Raw genomic sequence first — 19800 nt, 5'->3', positions numbered from 1 at the left:
CAATTTCATAATTATTCGAAAAAAATGAAGTTGTAACTCGCTGTTGATAACCATTACTAACCTTACTGGTGAGTTGGTAACCTCGTTGCACGGCGATGTTTGCAGCTCTACCTTTGTTCTATATCAACCAAAAAGGAGATAAAGAAATGAAAGAGCTTATTGTAAAAGGCTACAGCACCGCTGAAGGTCAAAAGAGAACTGATGGTGGAAACTCATTTACCATAAAGCCAATTATTCCACATGGCACTGCCAATAAGTGTAATGCTAGCTTCATAGAAGTGGAACCTGGCAATTATGCATTTGGCTACCACTACCACGAGGTTAACGAGGAGGTATTCTACATTATTAGCGGAACTGGTATTGTTCGTACCGTTAAGGGTGATGTTACCGTAAAAGCAGGTGAGGCCATTGCATTCCCTACAGGAGAGGAAGGGGCGCATGTTATCAGAAATGGATCGGATACCGAAAAGTTGGTGTACGTCGATTTTGGTAGCGCAAGCCTACCCGAGATCGTTCACTTCCCCGATACGGATAAGGTGCTTGTCGTTGGTCCATATTCGAATGGATTTTACGACAAAAAGTAGCATATGATTGAGCATAAAGAAGGCAGCTGCTGGTATTTGCCAGTTGCTGCCTTCTTTTTTATGACTGCATAAAGGCGTTGCGATGCTCTACAGAAGGTAGTCTATCGCACAACCTTTATATTAAACTTGCTGTTGTTGGTGGAACTGAAGATGCTTAGCCAAAGTGCGATGTACATTTCGGTTCCTCGTGCCTTTGCAATGTGGCCAAGGTCTATCATGTTCGTTTCCTTCCATCCGAACGAAGTTAAAAGTCCCATCACCTGCTTTTTCGCGTCATCATCATCTCCGCAAATAAAAATGTCGTGGTCGCCTCCGTTGAGCATTCCTGGATCAACCATAAGCTCGCACCAAAGCGTATTTAATGCCTTTACAACCTTAACCTTGGGGAAGGTTCTTTGAATTTCTTCGCCAAGCGAGGTGGTATTGTCGATGGTTAGCGTAGGAGGTAACCCGTGCGAGTAGTCGAGTGGATTGGCCACATCTACCAGAATCTTTCCGTTAAGGTTCTCTTCGCTGGCACGCTTAAGCGCCTCGAGCGAATGGCTGCCTGCCGTGCAGTTGAATACGATTTCGCCAAAGGCTGCCGCTTCGGCAAAGGTGCCTATCTTGGCGTTGGAGGCATGCTTCGACAGAAAGAATAATGCCTTTTCGTTGTTGCTGGTTCTGGAGCCCATCATAACCTGATGACCGAGCTGTATAAGTTTCGAAGCTAAGGCATTGCCAACCTGCCCGGTTCCTAGCACTGCTATTTTCATTTCTGTAACGTATTAGTTCAGCGTTATTGCTGTGTTTCCTATACTAAAAACAGGAATCTCTTTGCTTTTGTTGCTTTTTATCTATTTGTTGTTGCAAGAGCAATGAAGTGGAATATTGGCGAAGAGTGGTCTTTTATGCTTTATATCGGCAGGTATAGGCTGGGGAATAGCCTAAATCGTAGGTGTTAAGGATGAAATGCTATCTTTGCCGCCAATTGAACTTAGAAACAAAACAAAAAGTAGAAAGGACTATTATGAGCGACGAGCACAAGTGCCCCAAATGCAACTCCGAGAATACGTATCAAGACATGAACCTATGGGTTTGCCCTGATTGTTTCCATGAGTGGGATCCCTCCGAGCAGGCAGAGGCGGCAGCAGCAGAGGCACAGGCAAGCCGTGTTGTAGATTCGAATGGAAATGTTCTTAGCGATGGCGATTCCGTTACCGTAATCAAAGACCTAAAGGTGAAGGGCTCTACATCGGGTATTAAAGCTGGTACAAAAGTGAAGAACATTCACCTGGTTGATAGCAGCGATGGGCACAACATCTCGTGTAAGATTGATGGCATTGGTGCCATGTATCTGAAATCGGAGGTTGTGAAGAAAGCATAGCACTTTCGTGCGAGGGCAATTGGCCTGATAAAAATGCGCGTAGACTATTTGCCTACGCGCATTTTTTCCCCCATTACACTTTAGTAAGATAAACTCCAAGCAGTTCATTCCTATTCGTTTGGGGTTGATGGTGCTGAAAATATAGAATTGATAATCAACCTCCGTTACTTTTCATATAGCAAGAATTGTAAAGTGAAAAGCAAGAATCGGTAAATCAATTTTTTTATTGGGGAGTAGATTTGCAGCGTACTAATTATCGAATAAAATGGATTCTCAGATTTCTGTCAGGAGCATTCCTGCTACGATGGCTGGATTGATGCTTTGCCTGTTCTTGTCGGCACTTGACAACTCGATTGTTGGGACTGCAATGCCCAAAATTATTGCCGATCTACAGGGTTTGCGCCACTACTCCTTACCCTTTACCTCGTACTTGCTCTTTTCTACCGTGGTAATTCCTATTGCGGGGAAGCTCTCGGATGTATTTGGCCGAAAAATTGTTGCTCTTTGGGGTATTGGATTTTTTATGTTAACATCGGCTCTTTGTGGATTGTCGGTTAACATGCCTATGCTAGTGCTGTTTCGCGGATTACAGGGCGCGTGTGCTGGTGTTTTGGCATCGAGCGCATTTATTATTTGTGCCGAGCTGTTTCCTCCTCAGGTACGAGGCAAGTATATAGGTATGTTGGTGTCAATGCATGGTTTGGCTAGCTTGTTAGGGCCTGTGGCTGGTGGATTAATAACCGACTACTTCTCGTGGCACTGGATTTTTTACCTTAACATACCCGTTGGGCTTCTTTCCTTTCTTTTGTTGAAAAAACAGCTGCCACTAATCAAGCATCCGGGAAGCAGCAACGAGATAGATTTTAATGGCATTGCGCTGTTCTTGCTTGCCTTGTTTCCTCTCTTATTCTGCTTTACCGAAGGAGGTAAACTGTTGCCCTGGTCGTCGCCTATCACCATATCGCTAATTATTTTTTCGGGGCTTATGCTGGTTGGATTTATAAAGGTAGAGCGCTACTCGAAATCGCCGTTGCTGCCCGTTGAGATGTTGAAGAACAAAGTTTTTCGAAGAGCCTCGTTTTCGGCTGCTATGGGGTATGTTGCCTTATTTGGGCTAATTCTATATGTTCCCTTCCTGCTGCAGATCGTACAGCATAAGGGTGCTGCGTATTCGGGAATGGTAATGCTGCCAATGTCGTTGGCCATTGTGGTTGGTGGAATGAGCGGTGGCTTTATTGCCTCGAAGTGGATGCGGTTTAAGCTACAGGCAATGGTAAATTTCAGCATATCTATAGTTGGGCTTATCCCTTTACTGGTATATGGCGAAGGTATTTCGATGGGAATGCTGATTTTCGGGATTCTTCTTGTAGGACTTGGTATTGGACTTAACTTCCCTACAATGAATATGGCGCCTCAGGCATTTTTTCCTGCCGCTCAGATGGGAATACTAATCTCTAGCCTCGAATTCTTCCAGATTATGGGAGGTGTGGTGTCAACATCGGTATTGGGCGGCCTGCTTCATGTATCAACACAATGGCTTATTGCCTTATGTATTGTAGCAATGGCGTTAGGATTTATTGCTATGGCTGGTCTTAACGAAAAGGAGATACGCGATAAGTTTGCAGCCCGCTACAAGAAACCTGCCGTGGATGGAGAATGCGCCGCCGTACATAATCACCAAAAGGAGCGAAGCTTTTCTTAATATTAGGATCACGTATTACAATGTGAGCATCATCTAGATTAGAGTACGCGAAGCATATGCTCTGGGACTGATTCTAAAAATAATCTTGATTCCTAGTACGATTGTAGTGGTACCTTTTTGGATGTGCTCTTTTATTCGTACTTGTCAAACCTTTCAGGTTTCTAAAACCTGAAAGGTTTACTCTATTTGATAATAGTCAATCTAATATCTACCTATTGGAACAACTGGAATGGCAATGTCGTACGTAAGGTTGTTTTGAGCGCAATCGGACATTAGCGAAAGAGGGTAGAGCTCGATTAGCGGTTTTTCGTCGGGGAAATATCCGCTCTGGATAAGCCATTCGCCATAAAAGAAGGCGTAAGCCTCCCAAATATCCTCGCGCTTACCCTTAAAGTGGTAAACGGCATAGACCGCTTCCTGTAGATCAACCGTTTTAACATCGCCACGAGGTAGCACAACCTCCGTTGGAACCGTAATGCAGGCTCTGTAGCGGCATTTTTCGCGCGGTGTAATACCCGGATTGTTATAAGGAATTCCCAGCAGGGCAACATCGTTAGTTATTAAACCTCTTGGATGCAGGAACTGAAACAACCTGTTCCATGCCTTAGGGATACCCGTTGCATAGCTCTCGATAGTTTGCGTGTAGGCAACATGAAAGGGTGGTAGTTTTTTTATTTCTACCAGCGAAAAGTCGCGTAGCCTGCTCTGTGATTTTGTTATGTGCGGTTGTCCGTTAGGCGTATGGTGTTCCTCCCTGTGCTTTTGCAGGTATAGCGTTGGTGCAACGCCATGGTACTTCTTAAAGGTCCTTGTAAACGATGATGCCGAGGAAAAACCACATGTCGAGGCGATATCAGCAATGGTAATGTTCTGGTTGAGGCAAATGAGCTTGGCTGCTTTCTCCATTCGCGAACGTTCTATGTAATCGCGCGGCGTTTCGCCCAAAACTGCGGAGAAGATACGATGAAAATGAAAGGGTGAAAAGCAGGCAACCGTAGCCAACTTTTCGAGAGGAATATCCTCTGACAGATGCTCCGAAATATAGTCGATGGCCTGATGTATACGTTCCTTATAGATATCGATAAAACCTGTGCTGCTCATGTAAACTACTGATGTTGTGCAAATATAGTAAAATGTAGGCGTTTATCGTAGAGATGTCATTGTTCTGTTGAGGTAGGCGTAGGCTCTCCTTTCTTTTGCTCTATTTCTTTCTTTGTATGTATTGGTAGCTTATTGAAAGCCCTGCTAAGGCTAAGCGTTGCGAGAGCAGTGCTCGAACCTCAATTTGCTTGGCTTTTTACTGCTGATAATTTGCCAATATTTGCTTTAAGATTCTTCTCCAGCTCTACTGTTGACAGGGTTACTGAACTTGAACTAAATCCAGCGGGGAAATGTATCCTAACGTTTTGAATATGCCTTGTGGCAATACTAAAAGCCTCCATCTTTTTACTTTCCTCTGGTTCTCTTAAACCATTTTGGTAGTAGTAGTTTGCCAAAAGTTGCGATATCCATGCCGTTCTTTTTTCGCAGTAGCCATGTGGCGTCTCGTAGCACAGTCGGGCATTCGTTACCTTTTGAAGTTGAGGTTTGGCCGTGCTTTCTAGGTTGAGGTAACGCTGAAAGTACTCAACGAATCGATCATTGTTGTTTAGTAAGCGGTAAACCTCACCCTTAAAGTAAATTGCATGACCATTTACCGAATCTACCGCTAGCATGAAATCGATTATAGGGTATACGTTTTTAAAATCGTCGGGTACAAAATCTTTGTGCTTGCCATCCGTAACCGAATGAATTTCCGTTCGAAGAATCTTTGAGGCCTCAATAAGAATCATCTCCTTTTCTTCCAAGGGGGCTCTCTTTGTAGCGCTACGAAAGCTCGTATCCTTGATGAGCGAGAGCGTTAGCCGTTCGGGTTTTTGACTTTCATTTTTGTTGTTGATGCCTGTAAAGGCAAACAAGGAGGCTACACCTGCAATACCGACCAACAGTATGGCTTGTGCTAGATGCTTTTGTGCTTTGCCTGACCTGTTTTTCAAGGCTAAGAGCTTCATCTTGTTGCTGGACTTTTTTTTTGTTGTACCTATTAGGTTCTCTTTATGCAATGCTGCCATATATTGGTTTAGCCTATCCGTTATGCTACTGCTCTGCTTACGCTTTTGCTTGTTGCGGGCACTTTCTACACTAGTAATAGACAGGAAGCCGACCTAAACTAAGAGTGCTAGTACGCTTCGCCCATTAGGTAAAACCGTGTTGGCGATGGGGAAGCCTTACTCGATACCCTCCAGCTCGCTCTTTAGGTTGGATAAAAAGGTGTTCACCTTTTGCTGCTGTACCGTGTTGCCACAAAAACCGATGCTAAAGGTAATCTCCCTATTAAATGTTGAATATGCCATGGAGAAGTAGCCCCCATAGCTCACAACGCCGGTGATAAACGAGGACTCGACGGGAATCCCATTAAAGTTGATGTCGTTGGGGTTGATTACTCCGACATTTGTGAGTAGCGGAATTGGTGGCATCTTAAGCTGCATGACCTTTTCCTTCATTTTTGCATAGGGCATTAGCCTCGATAGTACTAGGAATGGGGCAAGCATGTTCATCTCCGCATGAGTACTTTTCTTTAGGGAGGTCTCCTTTACCGTTTTGCTTAGGGTTTCGGCAAATGATTCGCCGATTGTGGTTTCGAGATTAATTATCATGGAACCGGTTAGGCTGCAGATTGCTCTTTTGTGGCTTGGATCGGCATACTTTCGGAGATCTACGGGGACAATCAGCGGCTTGGAGGCCGTTTCGTTGTTCTGTCTTGCCTTTACGAAGGCTCTGGTAAATGCTGCAATCACCACATCGTTGATGGTGGCGTTGTGACGCTTACCGAATGCCTTTACTCTGTCGAATGTGTCGCTGGATAGCTTCATAAATGCCAACTGATTTCTCCCGTCTTCGTTGGATTGTCCCCAATCGAAGGACCATGACACCCTGCGGGGCGGTCTCTTAAATCCAGCCCTTGCAAACTTCATCTTTTGGAGAAGGGAAAAGCGTTTGGTTACCTGCTTGATGCTTCTATCTCCACTTATGTTGGGTTGGCATGTATGGTTGGGGTTAACAGCTAGCTTGCTGTAGCTATCGGCGAGGATCTTTACAAATTCTTTTAGTCCAGCCCCATCTGTTGGGGTGTGGTTCATGTTTATGCAGAGGATATCCTTATGCTCATGCCTAACTATCCTCACCCTTACCAGCGGAAAATCGAACGGAGAGACCGCTGTTGTAAGAAATTCTTCAACTTCGTTGCTTGGTGTAGCTGTTTTTACCAAGTCAACCAGCATAGATGGCTTTATGTTGTCCTGCTTCTTCCAATAGGCAGCATTCTTTGCCTCTTTGTAGGTGTAGGAGAATATTGGTTCCTGGTAAATGCTCAGGCAAACGGCTTTTTCTAGGATGTCAAAGTCGAGCTGCTGGCTTAGGTAAATCACGAATCGTATTTGTTGGTCGGCATTGGAACGCAGAAAAAACTGAATGGCATCGCTCATCTCCACCTTCATTGTTTCGGGCAAGTTTCCTTGCAGCTTGTCTATTTCCATGTGCTAATGTTTTTGCTTATTATGATTAAAAATGTCCTATAGCATCACCAGCTTGTTCTGATAGCTGATGCTTAACAATTCCAAAGGTTATAAAAGTTAAAGACTAATTCAAGTGCCACTGGTAGAACATTTCTGCTTAGCTGTATGGCGCGTGTTTTTTCTGTTGGGCTATGGGCCGATGCTTTAGTAGAACGCTGAAAGTTTGTTGTTCGTTCTTTTGTCAGCGGCATCTGCTATGATAATCGAGGATGTGTTCGAGTATATGGTTGTATTAATGTTCATATTGTAATTTGATGCAAAGATTTTCCTTCCAATTTTATTTAGCGGTGAACTTTTCGTGGTTCTGTAACGAATAGGATGCGTAGGATAGATGAGCCTGCCCGCTTTCCTGCGAGTACATTCAACCCCTTCGGGGTTGTTGCCATCTTCCGATCAAATCCCCCGAGTTTCACTCGGGGTTATTAGAGTTAAAGCCCTTACGGGCTTCAAGTAGTGGCGATAATAGGTTGACTCTATACTAATGTAGAGTATTATCGATAATGGTTGCTAATCTACAATCCGAAAGGATTGAATTCTAATAGCCCCGCATGCAATGCGGGGAAACAAAGTCCAGTATAATCACAACCGCAGCGCGGTTGAATAGCGAACTGAAAAGAGGACATTGCCCACCCCAAACGTTATAGAGACCCTTTAACATCTATAACGGTAGCTAGGGAGCTATCACAAGAAATTACTCTTTGTGAAAAATTAAAACGCTACCTCCGCAAATGTCGCTAGCTTTGCCCGCCTAATTTTTAATCAGATTAAAATAGTATGAGAGCAAAGTATTTACTAAGCGGTATCGCTGTTGTATTGTGCCTAACGGCCAATGCCCAATTTAAGCTGAACAAAAATGTGCTGAACGCCGGTAGCGATTTGGTTTCGGCAGCTACGTTAACCGATGCCGATGTTGTACAGTACGCCAACGAATACATGAAGTGGATGGATACGCACAATCCGTTGGCAAAGGCAACCGACGAATACGGTTCGCGCCTTAAGAGAATCACCAGTAAGTTCGAAAGCTACGATGGACTAAAGCTTGACTTTAAGGTGTACCTTGTAAAGGACGTCAACGCATTTGCATGCGCCAATGGATGCGTAAGGGTTTGCGCCGGACTGATGAAGATTATGACCGACAACGAAATTCTTGCCGTTGTTGCCCACGAAATAGGGCACGTGAAGAATAAGGACTCGAAAGATGCCTTCCGTACTGCGCTGCTAACCTCTGCGCTAAAGAATACCGTTGCCTCGCAAAGCAATACGGCAAAAACATTGACCGATTCGCAGCTTGGAGATTTGGCGCAGGCCGTTGCAAATAGCTCCTACTCGCGTAAGCAGGAGAGCGCAGCCGATAGCTACAGCTACGAGTTCCTAAAAAATAATGGTAAGAACGTTTGGGCGCTGCCTTCAGCCTTCCGCAAGCTGCTTACCATCGAAGATGGAGGGGGTAAGTCGAGCAGCAGCATGGCAAAGCTCGTATCATCGCATCCCGAAACGCAAAAAAGAGCCGAGCAGGCTGAAGAGCGAGCAAAGAAGGATGGCTTCCCCAAGGTGGAGGAGAAGTAATATCGCGTTTTAGCAAGCTCTATCTGCAAAATAAGACGGGCAGCTTCTACAGGTAGAAGCTGCCCGTCTTATTTTGCAGATATTCGAGTAAAGGTTTTGTGCTATATTCGAACCCGTTCCTGCATAACATGCGTATCGTATAGCAGCAACAGGATGTAAGCCATTTATCCCAACAAGAAAATATGCCACTAATAGCCCAGCTCCTTTTCGTGACCCTTTTAGCGCTATGCAAGAGCGGTGCTGCCGCTGTCAAAACGCTCCCCGTTGATAAGCATGCGCGGGCAACAAGTACCGGCATTCGGATGACCTACTACAAACCTGGCAAGGGCTCGGTGCCAACCAAAGAAGCCAAGTTGCTCAACGCGCAGTATCCCAACAAGGGGGAAATTACTTTGCTGATAAATGTCGCCACGCCGCACCAGGGGTGCTACGTCTTTCTCTTTAAGGAAAAGATTATTAGCGAAACGCACCATGGCGGCGACAGCTCGGATGTGTACGGCACGTTACCCAATGGGACCTTTGGCGTGGTGAGGCGCGACTATAACGAGCCATATACCACTACCATTAAGAATCTATACGGCTACATCTTAGCTGAAGATCACGGCGGATATGTCGAGAAGCGCAAGTTCCAAGATTTTGGTAACGAGGTTTACTTCCCCGAGTTCCTGTACGACTACTGCTTGGTGGATGATGCCGATGGCAACGGTGATCCCGAATTTTACCTTACCTACTTCGGCCTTAGCGATGGCTTAGATGCCAAGCCGCTAAAGGTTATCGTGTACAGCAGCAGCTGCCCCAAGGCGAAAGCAACGGCTTACTATCCTGGCGGAAACGAGGACGATGTCTACTACGTAACGTACGACGATAGCTGGAGTATGCTCCCCAAGAAGATTCAGCAACGCGCAAATGCCATAATAAAGGAGGTGAAGGATAAAGGGCTTATAGATATTTAGCCGCTTGTTAAGTACAACTTCTGTTTCCCGCTTTTGGTTGTTGCGGCTCCGTTCTTGGCAGCCCAAGCGGGGTGAGGAGGTTTCGTTCCGCGATTAGGTGCATCCTGAACGAATTAAAAATGAATAGCACCCCATTCAATGGGAGGGGTGCTATCCCTCATGGAGCATCGGTTAGCCTGAAAATCGGACGTAGGACTTATTCATCTATAGTGTTGTGGTTATCACCTCTGGTTTATACCCAGGGATTTCGCCATTAAGACTTACACGACTCTACTTCGAAGTATATCCCCCGCTGGCGGGGGTAGGGGGTGGATTTTTAGAAGTATATAGCAACCATTGGCATCAAGTTTTTACCACTAACGTCTACTTTCCTCCCCCTTCCCCCTCCAAAGGGGGATATACTTTGTGCTACGACTTGCTGATTCTTTTACGTCTACCTCCATTATCATTGCTGCTCTTTTTTAAAGCGATATCCTCTGGTTTCTACCGCCTCATGTTTATTTTCCAAACCACCGGATTAGCCTTCTGCGCTAGCTTCGAGTCGCTCCTTATTTCCTTGTCGCCTACCAACCCTTCAAAGTCAGCCATATCCGCTTTGGGTGGATATCCGAGGTAAACAAAAATCTTCCGGGTGGCTAGCTTTCCGTCTTCCCAGTTGGTAGCCCCCGAGTAATCCCAATCGAAACCAAAGAACGTGAATGATTTCCCATTCAGCCGCTCCAACTCCTTAAGCGTTGTCCCTAGGGTTATGCCTTCCGTGGTTTTCCAGGCGGTGCGCTGCCCGTATATCTCGATATACGCCAGCTTCGAACAGCGAGTGGTATCCTCCCAAACAAACTCTACCCGCTTACTTGTTCCCGAATAGAGCAGCGTATTCGGATATTCGCCCATCCCCTCGGGGTAAGCGCCCCTCGAATGCATTACTGCTTTGCCAAATACCTCTTTCAGCTCGGCTTCCGAATCGAACTTAAGCAGATCGTCCAGTATGAAGCGGCTAAGGATGCGTTCGGCATTGCTTGTTGCAGGTGATGCCCTTCGGGCCGACATGCTGGCGCTGTCCGCCTTATCCTGGTCATCAATTTTCGTTGTCTCGGGCTTGCTGGTGCAGCCCCATAGTGCTATAAGCACCAAAAATATTGTGTTTCTCATCGTTTACAGGTTTTGCAGCAAAGCGTTTCGGCTCTATAACGTTTTAGTTGGGTAATGTTCTCCTTTCAGCTCGCTATTCAACCGCACCGCGGTTGTGATTTGCTCTACCTTGCTTCCCCGCATTGCATGCGGGGCTATTAAAATTCAATCCTTTCGGATTGTAGATTCGCCACCGTTATGCGATACTACACCGCATTAGTATAGAATCTACCCATCATCACCAATACCCACCCTATTCGTTATAGAAGCAGCGTTTCCTCCTTTCGGCAAAGACGGGAGTATATTCCGAACAGAGAGCCCCATCCGTAGCTACTCGGCGCTATTTACTAGCGTGGTATTAAGGGCTGATGCCATGCTGCTTGCTTTGCGTAGGATGTCATCTTTTTGTCCGGCTATTAGCTCGATGCTTCTATTGGGCAACCTCAGGAATAGCTTGTAGGTGTTGTAAGATTCTGTTCGGCTGATTGTGAGCACGCTCATCCTCCGACTTTGCCTTACCTTAGTAATCCGAAGATCGGTTAGCTGATCGATGTTCTCCCAAGCTCCCCTTTTTATGAAGAAGATGCCGTAGTACATCTTTAGCCTCCTTGGGTCGGTTTCTACGATGATCCCCGATCTAAAAAAGAGAAGGAAAACCGATAGCAGTAGGAGCAGCATCCCTACCCAATCAGAAACGGCTATTCTCCAAGCGCTGATGGCGAGCAGCATATAGCCTAGGGCGATGAAGTTATACGGAAGTTTGCCCGTTTTGTATTCTAATCTCATTTTTCTGCTAGCGTTTTAGGTTTTATGGTGAGTGGAGCGGATTGTATAAATGTGCCTGCCCGCTTCGCCGCGAATACATTCAACCCCATGAATATCGCTTTTAAAAATATAAGCACAAAATTCCGCTAAGGCTTGAATGCTGCTTATAATTTTAGCCGCGAGCTTTTATTCTTTTCTGTCCTTTTTGTAGGGCAAAAAGGACCAAAAACCCTTGGCACGAATTAACTCGCTCAGTCGCGGAGGAATGGCGTTACCTCAAATGTGGTGCATCCTACGGCCTAATTCCCAAAGTCTCACTCGGGGTTATTAGAATAAAAACCCTTATGGGCTTTACGTCGTAGTAATGCTTGGCGGATTTTATGCGTATCCTAAGCGTTATTGCCATGCGCCTAATGGTCATTCTTCCTTCTTCGGGCAAATACCTCCTGCGTTAGCTGCCATTCCGTTTCTTCGTCCTCTCCAAGGTATGCTTCCCACTTGAACGACTCGGAGGTTATATCCTTAATCACCCATCTGGCTAGCTTCGATTGTTGTCCAATGGCTATCTCCTGTTGGATGATCTGATTGTCTATGAATGTAACCCTGAAAAGGTTTACCTGAGGATTGGCGGCGCCAATCCAAACCACCTTTACGCAATCTTCCTCCTTATCGTAGAACCTAATGGTTGTTCCATACTGCCCTGTTGGGTATTTTCCGGTGCTTCGTAGTGCAATGCTTGGGCATATCCAATTATCCTGAATGGCTCTGCCCTCGAGAATCCAAGAAAAAAACCATTCTCCCGGAACTGTCCATTTTGTGCCATCGCCGTTATGGCCTACCCAGTCGAAATCCCAGCTGCCAATTAGCGGCTCGTACATTCGAAGCTTCTCGTGTACATCGGGATGCGGGTTTGCAGCAGCTAGTGATTCTAGAAATTGCGTATTCATAGGTTTGTTTATTTGGTGTAGGATGTTTTACCTTTTATTTCGTTGCGGCTAATAGGTCCCTTAGCCATATATACCATTCTTGGAATCATTCGTCCTTCTTCTATCGTCGACTCTACCGTTGAGACCTGAGTGGCGCCCATTCTGGCGTAGAAATCTTTTGCCTCTGGGCTTGTTACCAGCTCCAGCTGCTGTATGCCTAGCTCTTTGCATTGCTCCATCAGATGCTCCCACAGCATTCTTCCATATCCTTTGCCGATGCAGCTGGCTTTAACGTAGAGGTACTCTAGCTCGCTGGCGTCATTACCCTTTACAATAGCATAGAAACCTGCTATTTCGCCGCCTTCTTCCAGTACGAAGGTCGGGTTATGCTCTATAAACGAGGCGGTAACCTTGTACAGCTCTTCGAACCGTACTAGAAAGCTGGTGCTACCACCCCAGTAGGCCTCCGATTCGACAGCAATTGCGGTAAGCTGCTCCGCCTCATTGGGGGCTGCGGGTCGAATATTCATCCGTGTATCTTTTAGTTGACTTCAATAGCCTCTTTGGAGCGATTTACCCTGCCGGTAGCTCGTTATTCCTTTTTAGACGCTACTGCATCTACCGTGATAATGCGGTAGGTGTTCGTGTTTACGGTTATTCTAATATTTCTCGCACAATTTGTTACGTAGATGTTCTTTCCGATCTTCTCGAATTGCGATTCGTTCGTCTCTTCGAGGGTCTCAAAGATCATCTTTTCAATCTCCTCTTTCGAGAGTTGCTTATTCAGCTTCTTATTAATCCTACCGTAAACGAGCTCGGTATAGCAAACCCTTTTTAGAACTTCGGCCTTGTAGCTATCCATGTGTTCCTTGTATTTACTAGCGGTTTGTACTCTGCGATAAATATATCAATTGTTGATCGGGTAAACCAGCCTGCAAAAGAAACGATCTCCAGCGTTTGCCTTTGGCTTCACGCTATACGCTGGTAGGCTTAGGCTGATTAATCGTCGCCGTATATCAGCTTGCTCTTAATGGTGGATTTCCTATTAACCACCTTGCTAATCTTTTCCGATAGCAGCTCGCTGTTTAGCAGATTATCCTCCGATGATTTACGGCCGCTGTAAACATTTACGGTTACATCAGCATCCTTGTTTAGCAGCTCGTTGTAGATGTACCTCGACATCTTTATGCTGTCGAATCGTGCAACCTGTCCGTAGCGAATCTCCTTTCGTACTGATGCCACATAGAATTGCCCATCCTCCGCGATGAGCTTTGCGGGTGTTGTGGGTTTATGCTCCCCGGTGATCGATACATCAACAAATATTGTCTCCTTGTTGCCGACGATCTTTGCCCGTGCCTTGGGGCTAAGGCTAACCGTTATCTCGAACGGACGTATGGCCACAGAGTCGTTGCCAACAATATAGCAGCAACTTGGTGTCGTGCTGGCGGTGATCTTCTGGGGTTGGGCAGGCTTACCTGCTGCTTGGTTGCTGTTTTTGCTGCTGCACGATAGCAGCGTAGCTAGTACCAGTAAAAGAGCGAGAACTTTAGCTGTCATGTTATTGCCTATTGGCGTTATACTTTGCTTGTTTATTTATTCATCCTCATTCTGCCCGTTTGCGGCAGGTTTCTGCTGCTCCCAAAATAGGTTTCGGCTTTAGCCTTTATTTGTTTGCAATACCCCTATAGGGGTATTGTCTATGTGGAAAGAACCTTCTTGGGATGGGAACTTCTATTCAATAGAGCCGCCCATACCCTAACCGCTAATGGCTGCTCCTTAATGTTCGACTCCTACGAAGTCGGGTCGCCTCGGCATATTCCATTTCTACAAATCTTTAATGCCGATGGCATTATGCTGTTTTTCGAGAAATCTCATTGGGATTTAAGTATCGAAGAAAAAGGTTTGGCTGCCATACCGACCCTTTACGGGTGGTGCTAGAGCAAACAGTCCTGTAGTCGGTATGCTCTTTTGCCTAGCTGTTGGGCTAGGAACTATGGAGGCTGTGCTTACCTGAGCGAACCGCAACCTATATTCGATATAGCACAGGCTATGCCGAGCCTTGGCGCATTATCAGCTCTCGATCTTACCCGTTAATCTTTTCGATACTCGTATACAACTTCTTCTATGCCATCCTTCGTGAATGCTTTTACCTTTCTCATCCCTATTTTCGAGGATACCCTTTGTGATGGCTTGTTTCCAATGGCGGAGTAGGAGTATATCGATTTAAATCCAAGCACCTCCAGCGCATATTTTTTGCAGGCTTCCGCCGCCTCGGTTGCATAGCCCATGTTGCAAAATGTTTTGATGGTGTGGAACCCTATCTCCGGAAGAATTTCTCCGTCGATATCCTGTAGCGTAATCCCACAGTCCCCCAGAAATTGGCCATCTGCTTTTCGAATTACTGCCCATAACCCAAATCCATCATTCTTGTACCGCTCGATATTTCGTTCTATCCATTTACGAACCTCTTCGGGTGAGAATGCATGGGGATAATGCTTCATCGATTCCTGATCGGAAAGGACTTGCGCGAGGCTGGAGGCGTCCTCAAGCGTTAGCTGCCGAAGGAATAGCCTACTGGTTTCGATTACTGGTTTCATGCTTCAAAGTTATCGTTTTTCGGGCTATTCCCTAACCGTACCAACCCACCCGCTGCTGACTCCAAGGTGGGAATAATCGTCCCTGATTATGCTTTTGGGCTTCGTAAAAATGGCCTCGCTTATCGGCTATGCGCTGGAGCCTCTTAGTCGTCAAGTTTTAAACGAGTAAACCCACCCCTACCCCTCCAATGGAGGGGATAACGTGCTGCTATTAAGCGCTTGTCATTTTGAATTCAGCCTTCGCTTGTAGCAAATGGTAAAGAGCCTCTACCGAATAGGCAAAGCTTGCTTAAATAGTTCAATGGCGGAGAAGCCGACCGCCGAACGGAAGCGAAAGGATGGAGATTAAGCGCATTCGCATGATTGAAACTCCTTTTCCCCTCCTTGGGAGGGGGTAGGGGGTGGGTTAAATCGTTTAGCAATACCTACTACCTTTCTCACTGCCGTTAGAGCTTATGTTTGGAGGTTGTAAATCCTATTTTTCATTTCTTTTCAGGGATGAAAAGAAACGAAACAAAGAAAAATCCTGCACGAAATAACTCGTTCGGTCGCTGCTTAAGGTTATTCCTGTTCTGAACGTTACTGTTAGCAGGAGGTCTCTCTCTAATTATTGTTGTAGATGCTCCGCTCACTCAAACAGATTTCGTGCTAGTCTGGTATGGCTACGCCATGGTGTTTACGGAATAACCTTACACCTCTTTTCTTCAATCCAAGCCGACTATTTGTTGTACTTTAATTTTACTCACCCCGTTTGACGAAGGCAGATGCCCTTAGTCGGCAAATCTTAGCCATACCAACCCACTCTTTACTCCCTTCAAGGATGGGATAACGAGCCCTGATTATGCTTTTAGGCTTCGTAAAAATGTCTTCACTTGTCGCAAATGGTTAAGAACCTCTACCGAACAGCAACATCTACCGCTGCGAATAGGCAGCCGCTTATATCCGTGCCACAACCCCCTCTTTGCGAATGGCGAGCATGCGCTTACCGTATCGGCAGGCTCTCTAATGCCATTCGGAGAGAGGGGGATAGGGGGTGAGTTGAATTAGAGAATCAGCTAGCCCTCGTTCGTCGAAGGCCAGTACCTCTACCGAATAGTACTTTTACTATTCTACTATACCCTGTGCCTTTAGCTGGTCGATGGTTAGGCAGAAGAGCTTGAATAGCTCCGCTAGCTCGGCCTTTGTGCTGATGGTTCTGCTCACAAGGCTCGTTAGCAGGATGGTGTTATCGCTCTCGCTGTAGCTGCTGCTGTACGAGAATACGTTGTTCGATAGCAGAATTGCCTTTATCTCGCTTTTCGACAGCAAATCGGTAACCACGCTGGTGTCCTTGCCCTGTATTAGGTATCGCTTGTCGAATTCCTTGTCGCCAATCTGGATATCCTGCTGCCCAAATAGCTTTAGGAGCTTCTCGATGGTGTCCTCGTAGCTGATGGAGAACTCGAACTTCCGATTTGCCCCCATCTTGCAGCTGATTCTCAGCGGGTGGGTATCCGACTCCGTAAACTCGACGTGGAACTGCCTGTAGGGGATTTGCAGAGTCAGCCTTTCGAGATCCTTCGAGATGGTTTGCTTGGTGCTTACCGTTCCCCCAAGCTCGGTTGCCAGCTCCTGCCAGAAGGTTCGCTTCGTGGCGATGTCAATAAATCCCTGTGTGCGGGTAATAAAAAGCTGCTTAAACAGGCTTTCCTTGCTTTTGGTGTTTTCCATGATTCTTTTTACTCTTTTAGTTTTAATCTATTCTATCATTGCAGGCACTAGCCTGCCAAAAATCAATTTCCAATTATTTTTCGAGCAGCTTCCTTGCAAAATTTCTTGCACCGGTTATTGCATCTTCCGTTTGAAATGATGTCATACCGCCATCATCGTCCATATCCCGAACAGAATACAAACCTACATAGTCTAATTTAGAATGCTCGCATAATCTTTTAATGCCAGTCTCAAAAGGACCTGCACCATATTCTGCATCATATCCGTGTGTTGCTACTATTGCCACTTTTTTACCTTCCCATAAAGAGCCCTTAGCGGTACGGTAAAACTTATTGAGCCCGTAATGTCGATCGAGTAAAGCCTTCATTGGTGCTGTGCAGTACCACGAATATATTGGCGTTGCTAAAACGATACAGTCACATTTAATTATTTCCTCCATAATTTCTGCTACGTCATCTTGCTGTATGCAGCCATATTCACCGCTCACATCCTGACAAGCGTAGCATCCTTTGCAGGGCATAATGTTCTTCTCTGCCAGCTGTATGTATGTCACATCAGCTTTACTATTTTCAAGCTCCTCTAAAAAGGGTTTTAGTAGCTCTGCTGTATTCCCTTTTAATCGGGGACTTCCCATCAAAACACAAAAAATCATCTTCATTATCTCCTCTATAGCTCAGCTAAATGTGTGCATTACTATAGTAAGCATACGCAATGCTTACAAAATGAAAGTAAGATTTATGGCTAATGCCATCAAAGTAGCATTATAGTATAGGTACATTATTATATGCCGCTTTACCATTTAATGGCGGTTTAAAACCGCTACTTATGTTCGACGAAGCTACAAACGTCGCCGAGCCTTGCCCTTTGATTTAGACTACGCTTAACTAGGGGAAGGCTTTACTTGAGTTCAGCTATAACAAATAATAAATATATCAGTGATATCACTATGTACGAAATCAAATTTGCAATAAGTAAACCTTTTAATGTTTTTGACCGATACTCTTTTTTTATACCAAAGTAGAAAAAAGGAAATTCAATGATCAAAGATGCAAGAAAAGAAAAGGCCATAGTTATAAAATAAACTACTAAATAATAGTCTCCTGTCAAATGATAATGGTATTCTCTACTTTCTCCAAAAAAGAAATCTGGCAACCCCCAACGTCTGATATAATATGGCGAAATAATAAGCATACCAAACACCATCGATATGTAATTACCTGCAATTATCCAAAGCATGCTATTTTTAATACGCATTGCTCTTAAAATCAAACTTTCCCCTATTCCAATAAAAGCATTTAGCACGAGCAGGTGAAATATACCAAAAAATACAAGCACAGAACCAGCATCGGCAAACAATAACTCGGCATTTATCACAAAGATAAAAACCAAGCTCCATTTTTTTTAAATAATGTCTTTCATTATTATATTGTTTTTTTTGAAACACCACCGAACGGTGAGTAACGCTACTCGTAGTCGAGGTTAACTTCGCATAATAAGCAGAAATATTTTTAGCAGTAACCAAATACTACCAACAATAACTAGTAGTAGCCACAGCTTACCGTAACTTTTGGTATTCGGTAAATGCCCTTTCTTTAGCCAAATACCTAATACTATCATTGCTATAGGAAGTAGAAGATTAATAAGTTGATCGGTCATATTTCAAAAAATTATCATGTTGTTGATTTAAGCCTTTATTTTCAAAATCAGCTGCGAAGATAACATTGTTACAGTTTGTTGTAGGCTTTATTGTGTTTTAAACCTTTGTTCGGCGTATGCTTCTGCCTTCGTTAATTCTGTTTTAATAGCTTCTAGCCTGTTAAAAATAAATTACCAGCTTAACCTTTTCCATCTTGCTATATACTTGTAGGCTTATAGCCTATTTGGATAGCTTCGACTGAGGCAAGAGCCTCCGCCGAACGGGGGAAAAGAACTATTCCTTTTTGAAATTATTGATAAGCTCAATGAGCTCTTTATTTTTTATCAATTCTACATTGTAATTGTTGCATAATTTGGCAAACAATAGGAATGTTTTGGCATTGACTACTTTTCTCTTCTTTTCAACATTACCTTTTTCTGCTGTTGTTTCTACTGTAATGTATTCTGGAATAGAATCGTTAATTCCATAATCCCAATTTTTGTCTATAAAAAGTTGATCTTTGTCTATTTTTTCAAGATGATAGCTGAATAAGTCTTTTGCGATCGGATTTTTTAGTAGTTTTATTAGTTCTACTTGATTTGATGCAAGATTTTTTTTGTAAATAATTATACTGTCTAACACAATAGGAAAATCAGTATTAATCATAGCGCTTGTAATTTCATCGTTTGAATCATATTTTATTGGGAAAATCACAAAATCGCATTTTTCAAGATTTAAAATTCCCCCACCTTCTCCAATTTTAATTGTACTTTTATTACCATTTATTGAAATGGTGTGCTTTCCTGACTTTATAACAAACTTAATGTAGTCAGTTTTTCTTTGATTTTGTTTTAGAGTTAAGGTGTCGTCAATTTTTACGATGTTTTTATTTAAAAATTCCGCACTAACATACACATTTGTGTCTATTCTATCCCCTGAACACCCTAATAGTAGCATTGGTAATAATGCTAAATAAACAATTGTCTTCATTGCTTTGATTTTACTGTGATTTAATTATGTCTCTGTTTCATGGCAATGTTTACTTCTTTTTTACATTCGATTGTAAACTTATCGCTAAGGTCATTTGGCTAACTAAGAGTTAATCGTTGCCTTCGTTTATTCTATTTCAACGGGTTTTAGCCTATTATAAGTTAAGTTTCAACCTTAGTCTTTATCTTCTTGCTATATACTTGTAGGCTTATAGCCTATTTGGATAGCTTCGACTGAGGCAAGAGCCTCAGCCGAACGGGGGG

20 protein-coding genes are annotated in these 19800 nt (G+C 44.3%); 5 read left to right on the top strand and 15 right to left on the bottom strand.

Going from position 1 to position 19800, the window contains the following annotated elements; all coding sequences use genetic code 11:
• Positions 1-146 precede the first annotated feature (146 nt).
• A complete protein-coding gene (locus ACHZA1_RS06730) occupies positions 147-584 on the top strand; it encodes a cupin domain-containing protein (RefSeq protein WP_320054466.1) in 438 nt (145 codons plus the stop codon).
• Positions 585-685: 101 nt separating this feature from the next.
• Here ACHZA1_RS06730 and ACHZA1_RS06725 read toward each other — a convergent pair whose 3' ends face one another.
• Positions 686-1339 carry an NAD(P)-binding domain-containing protein gene (locus ACHZA1_RS06725; RefSeq protein WP_320054465.1) on the bottom strand — a complete coding sequence of 218 codons (654 nt, stop codon included), beginning with the start codon at positions 1337-1339 and terminating at the stop codon, positions 686-688.
• Between the two features lie 254 nt (positions 1340-1593).
• On the opposite strand from ACHZA1_RS06725, the gene ACHZA1_RS06720 reads away from it, so the two are divergent.
• A complete protein-coding gene (locus tag ACHZA1_RS06720) occupies positions 1594-1950 on the top strand; it encodes a zinc ribbon domain-containing protein YjdM (RefSeq protein WP_320054464.1) in 357 nt (118 codons plus the stop codon).
• Between the two features lie 265 nt (positions 1951-2215).
• Positions 2216-3652, top strand: a complete 1437-nt coding sequence (locus tag ACHZA1_RS06715; protein ID WP_320054463.1) for an MDR family MFS transporter — start codon at positions 2216-2218, stop codon at positions 3650-3652.
• Between the two features lie 201 nt (positions 3653-3853).
• Here the strand turns inward: ACHZA1_RS06715 and ACHZA1_RS06710 are convergent, their stop codons facing one another.
• From ACHZA1_RS06710 to ACHZA1_RS06700, 3 genes are all read right to left on the bottom strand, one after another.
• Positions 3854-4753 (bottom strand): AraC family transcriptional regulator, encoded by a 900-nt coding sequence (locus tag ACHZA1_RS06710; protein ID WP_320054462.1) that lies wholly within the window; start codon positions 4751-4753, stop codon positions 3854-3856.
• 179 nt (positions 4754-4932) lie between these two features.
• Positions 4933-5703: a hypothetical protein gene (locus tag ACHZA1_RS06705; RefSeq protein ID WP_394701068.1), complete on the bottom strand. Its 771-nt coding sequence runs from the start codon at positions 5701-5703 to the stop codon at positions 4933-4935.
• 216 nt (positions 5704-5919) lie between these two features.
• Entirely contained in the window at positions 5920-7227 is a 1308-nt protein-coding gene (locus ACHZA1_RS06700; RefSeq protein WP_320054460.1) for an acyltransferase, read from the bottom strand.
• Between the two features lie 813 nt (positions 7228-8040).
• Between ACHZA1_RS06700 and ACHZA1_RS06695 the strand changes: the two genes are divergently transcribed.
• Positions 8041-8832 carry a M48 family metallopeptidase gene (locus ACHZA1_RS06695; protein WP_320054459.1) on the top strand — a complete coding sequence of 264 codons (792 nt, stop codon included), beginning with the start codon at positions 8041-8043 and terminating at the stop codon, positions 8830-8832.
• 182 nt (positions 8833-9014) lie between these two features.
• Positions 9015-9785 carry a hypothetical protein gene (locus ACHZA1_RS06690; protein ID WP_320054458.1) on the top strand — a complete coding sequence of 257 codons (771 nt, stop codon included), beginning with the start codon at positions 9015-9017 and terminating at the stop codon, positions 9783-9785.
• Between the two features lie 483 nt (positions 9786-10268).
• On the opposite strand, the gene ACHZA1_RS06685 is transcribed toward ACHZA1_RS06690, so the two are convergent.
• The 11 genes from ACHZA1_RS06685 to ACHZA1_RS06635 form a co-directional block, all read right to left on the bottom strand.
• A complete protein-coding gene (locus ACHZA1_RS06685; RefSeq protein WP_320054457.1) occupies positions 10269-10934 on the bottom strand; it encodes a hypothetical protein in 666 nt (221 codons plus the stop codon).
• A 309-nt stretch (positions 10935-11243) separates the two neighbouring features.
• Complete coding sequence (locus ACHZA1_RS06680) at positions 11244-11699, bottom strand: hypothetical protein (protein ID WP_320054456.1); 456 nt, start codon at positions 11697-11699, stop codon at positions 11244-11246.
• Between the two features lie 389 nt (positions 11700-12088).
• Positions 12089-12625, bottom strand: coding sequence for a hypothetical protein (locus ACHZA1_RS06675; protein WP_320054455.1), 537 nt, complete (start codon positions 12623-12625; stop codon positions 12089-12091).
• A gap of 8 nt (positions 12626-12633) precedes the next feature.
• Positions 12634-13134 (bottom strand): GNAT family N-acetyltransferase, encoded by a 501-nt coding sequence (locus ACHZA1_RS06670; protein WP_320054454.1) that lies wholly within the window; start codon positions 13132-13134, stop codon positions 12634-12636.
• 62 nt (positions 13135-13196) lie between these two features.
• A complete protein-coding gene (locus tag ACHZA1_RS06665; protein ID WP_320054453.1) occupies positions 13197-13466 on the bottom strand; it encodes a DUF3781 domain-containing protein in 270 nt (89 codons plus the stop codon).
• Between the two features lie 137 nt (positions 13467-13603).
• A complete protein-coding gene (locus ACHZA1_RS06660) occupies positions 13604-14161 on the bottom strand; it encodes a hypothetical protein (RefSeq protein WP_320054452.1) in 558 nt (185 codons plus the stop codon).
• Between the two features lie 533 nt (positions 14162-14694).
• A complete protein-coding gene (locus tag ACHZA1_RS06655; protein WP_320054451.1) occupies positions 14695-15201 on the bottom strand; it encodes a GNAT family N-acetyltransferase in 507 nt (168 codons plus the stop codon).
• 1104 nt (positions 15202-16305) lie between these two features.
• Positions 16306-16911, bottom strand: coding sequence for a hypothetical protein (locus tag ACHZA1_RS06650; RefSeq protein ID WP_320054450.1), 606 nt, complete (start codon positions 16909-16911; stop codon positions 16306-16308).
• A 73-nt stretch (positions 16912-16984) separates the two neighbouring features.
• On the bottom strand, positions 16985-17569 hold the full coding sequence (locus ACHZA1_RS06645) for a flavodoxin family protein (protein WP_320054449.1): 585 nt from the start codon (positions 17567-17569) through the stop codon (positions 16985-16987).
• Positions 17570-17808: 239 nt separating this feature from the next.
• On the bottom strand, positions 17809-18300 hold the full coding sequence (locus ACHZA1_RS06640) for a hypothetical protein (protein WP_320054448.1): 492 nt from the start codon (positions 18298-18300) through the stop codon (positions 17809-17811).
• A 541-nt stretch (positions 18301-18841) separates the two neighbouring features.
• A complete protein-coding gene (locus ACHZA1_RS06635; RefSeq protein ID WP_320054447.1) occupies positions 18842-19537 on the bottom strand; it encodes a hypothetical protein in 696 nt (231 codons plus the stop codon).
• Positions 19538-19800: the final 263 nt, after the last annotated feature.

Source organism: uncultured Acetobacteroides sp., assembly GCF_963667355.2.
Taxonomy (GTDB): Bacteria; Bacteroidota; Bacteroidia; order Bacteroidales; family ZOR0009; genus Acetobacteroides.
Note: the sequence above shows the minus strand (reverse complement) of the source record. Positions and strands in the feature narration are given on the sequence as shown.

Bases quoted from the DNA above. Each gene is read 5' to 3' on its own strand.
- ACHZA1_RS06725 (WP_320054465.1), bottom strand. From the start codon at position 1,339: ATGAAAATAGCAGTGCTAGGAACCGGGCAGGTTGGCAATGCCTTAGCT.
- ACHZA1_RS06675 (WP_320054455.1), bottom strand. From the start codon at position 12,625: ATGAATACGCAATTTCTAGAATCACTAGCTGCTGCAAACCCGCATCCC.
- ACHZA1_RS06650 (WP_320054450.1), bottom strand. From the start codon at position 16,911: ATGGAAAACACCAAAAGCAAGGAAAGCCTGTTTAAGCAGCTTTTTATT.
- ACHZA1_RS06705 (WP_394701068.1), bottom strand. From the start codon at position 5,703: ATGAAGCTCTTAGCCTTGAAAAACAGGTCAGGCAAAGCACAAAAGCAT.
- ACHZA1_RS06635 (WP_320054447.1), bottom strand. From the start codon at position 19,537: ATGAAGACAATTGTTTATTTAGCATTATTACCAATGCTACTATTAGGG.
- ACHZA1_RS06680 (WP_320054456.1), bottom strand. From the start codon at position 11,699: ATGAGATTAGAATACAAAACGGGCAAACTTCCGTATAACTTCATCGCC.
- ACHZA1_RS06645 (WP_320054449.1), bottom strand. From the start codon at position 17,569: ATGAAGATGATTTTTTGTGTTTTGATGGGAAGTCCCCGATTAAAAGGG.
- ACHZA1_RS06690 (WP_320054458.1), top strand. From the start codon at position 9,015: ATGCCACTAATAGCCCAGCTCCTTTTCGTGACCCTTTTAGCGCTATGC.
- ACHZA1_RS06685 (WP_320054457.1), bottom strand. From the start codon at position 10,934: ATGAGAAACACAATATTTTTGGTGCTTATAGCACTATGGGGCTGCACC.
- ACHZA1_RS06665 (WP_320054453.1), bottom strand. From the start codon at position 13,466: ATGGATAGCTACAAGGCCGAAGTTCTAAAAAGGGTTTGCTATACCGAG.
- ACHZA1_RS06710 (WP_320054462.1), bottom strand. From the start codon at position 4,753: ATGAGCAGCACAGGTTTTATCGATATCTATAAGGAACGTATACATCAG.
- ACHZA1_RS06720 (WP_320054464.1), top strand. From the start codon at position 1,594: ATGAGCGACGAGCACAAGTGCCCCAAATGCAACTCCGAGAATACGTAT.
- ACHZA1_RS06655 (WP_320054451.1), bottom strand. From the start codon at position 15,201: ATGAAACCAGTAATCGAAACCAGTAGGCTATTCCTTCGGCAGCTAACG.
- ACHZA1_RS06660 (WP_320054452.1), bottom strand. From the start codon at position 14,161: ATGACAGCTAAAGTTCTCGCTCTTTTACTGGTACTAGCTACGCTGCTA.
- ACHZA1_RS06715 (WP_320054463.1), top strand. From the start codon at position 2,216: ATGGATTCTCAGATTTCTGTCAGGAGCATTCCTGCTACGATGGCTGGA.
- ACHZA1_RS06695 (WP_320054459.1), top strand. From the start codon at position 8,041: ATGAGAGCAAAGTATTTACTAAGCGGTATCGCTGTTGTATTGTGCCTA.
- ACHZA1_RS06730 (WP_320054466.1), top strand. From the start codon at position 147: ATGAAAGAGCTTATTGTAAAAGGCTACAGCACCGCTGAAGGTCAAAAG.
- ACHZA1_RS06670 (WP_320054454.1), bottom strand. From the start codon at position 13,134: ATGAATATTCGACCCGCAGCCCCCAATGAGGCGGAGCAGCTTACCGCA.
- ACHZA1_RS06700 (WP_320054460.1), bottom strand. From the start codon at position 7,227: ATGGAAATAGACAAGCTGCAAGGAAACTTGCCCGAAACAATGAAGGTG.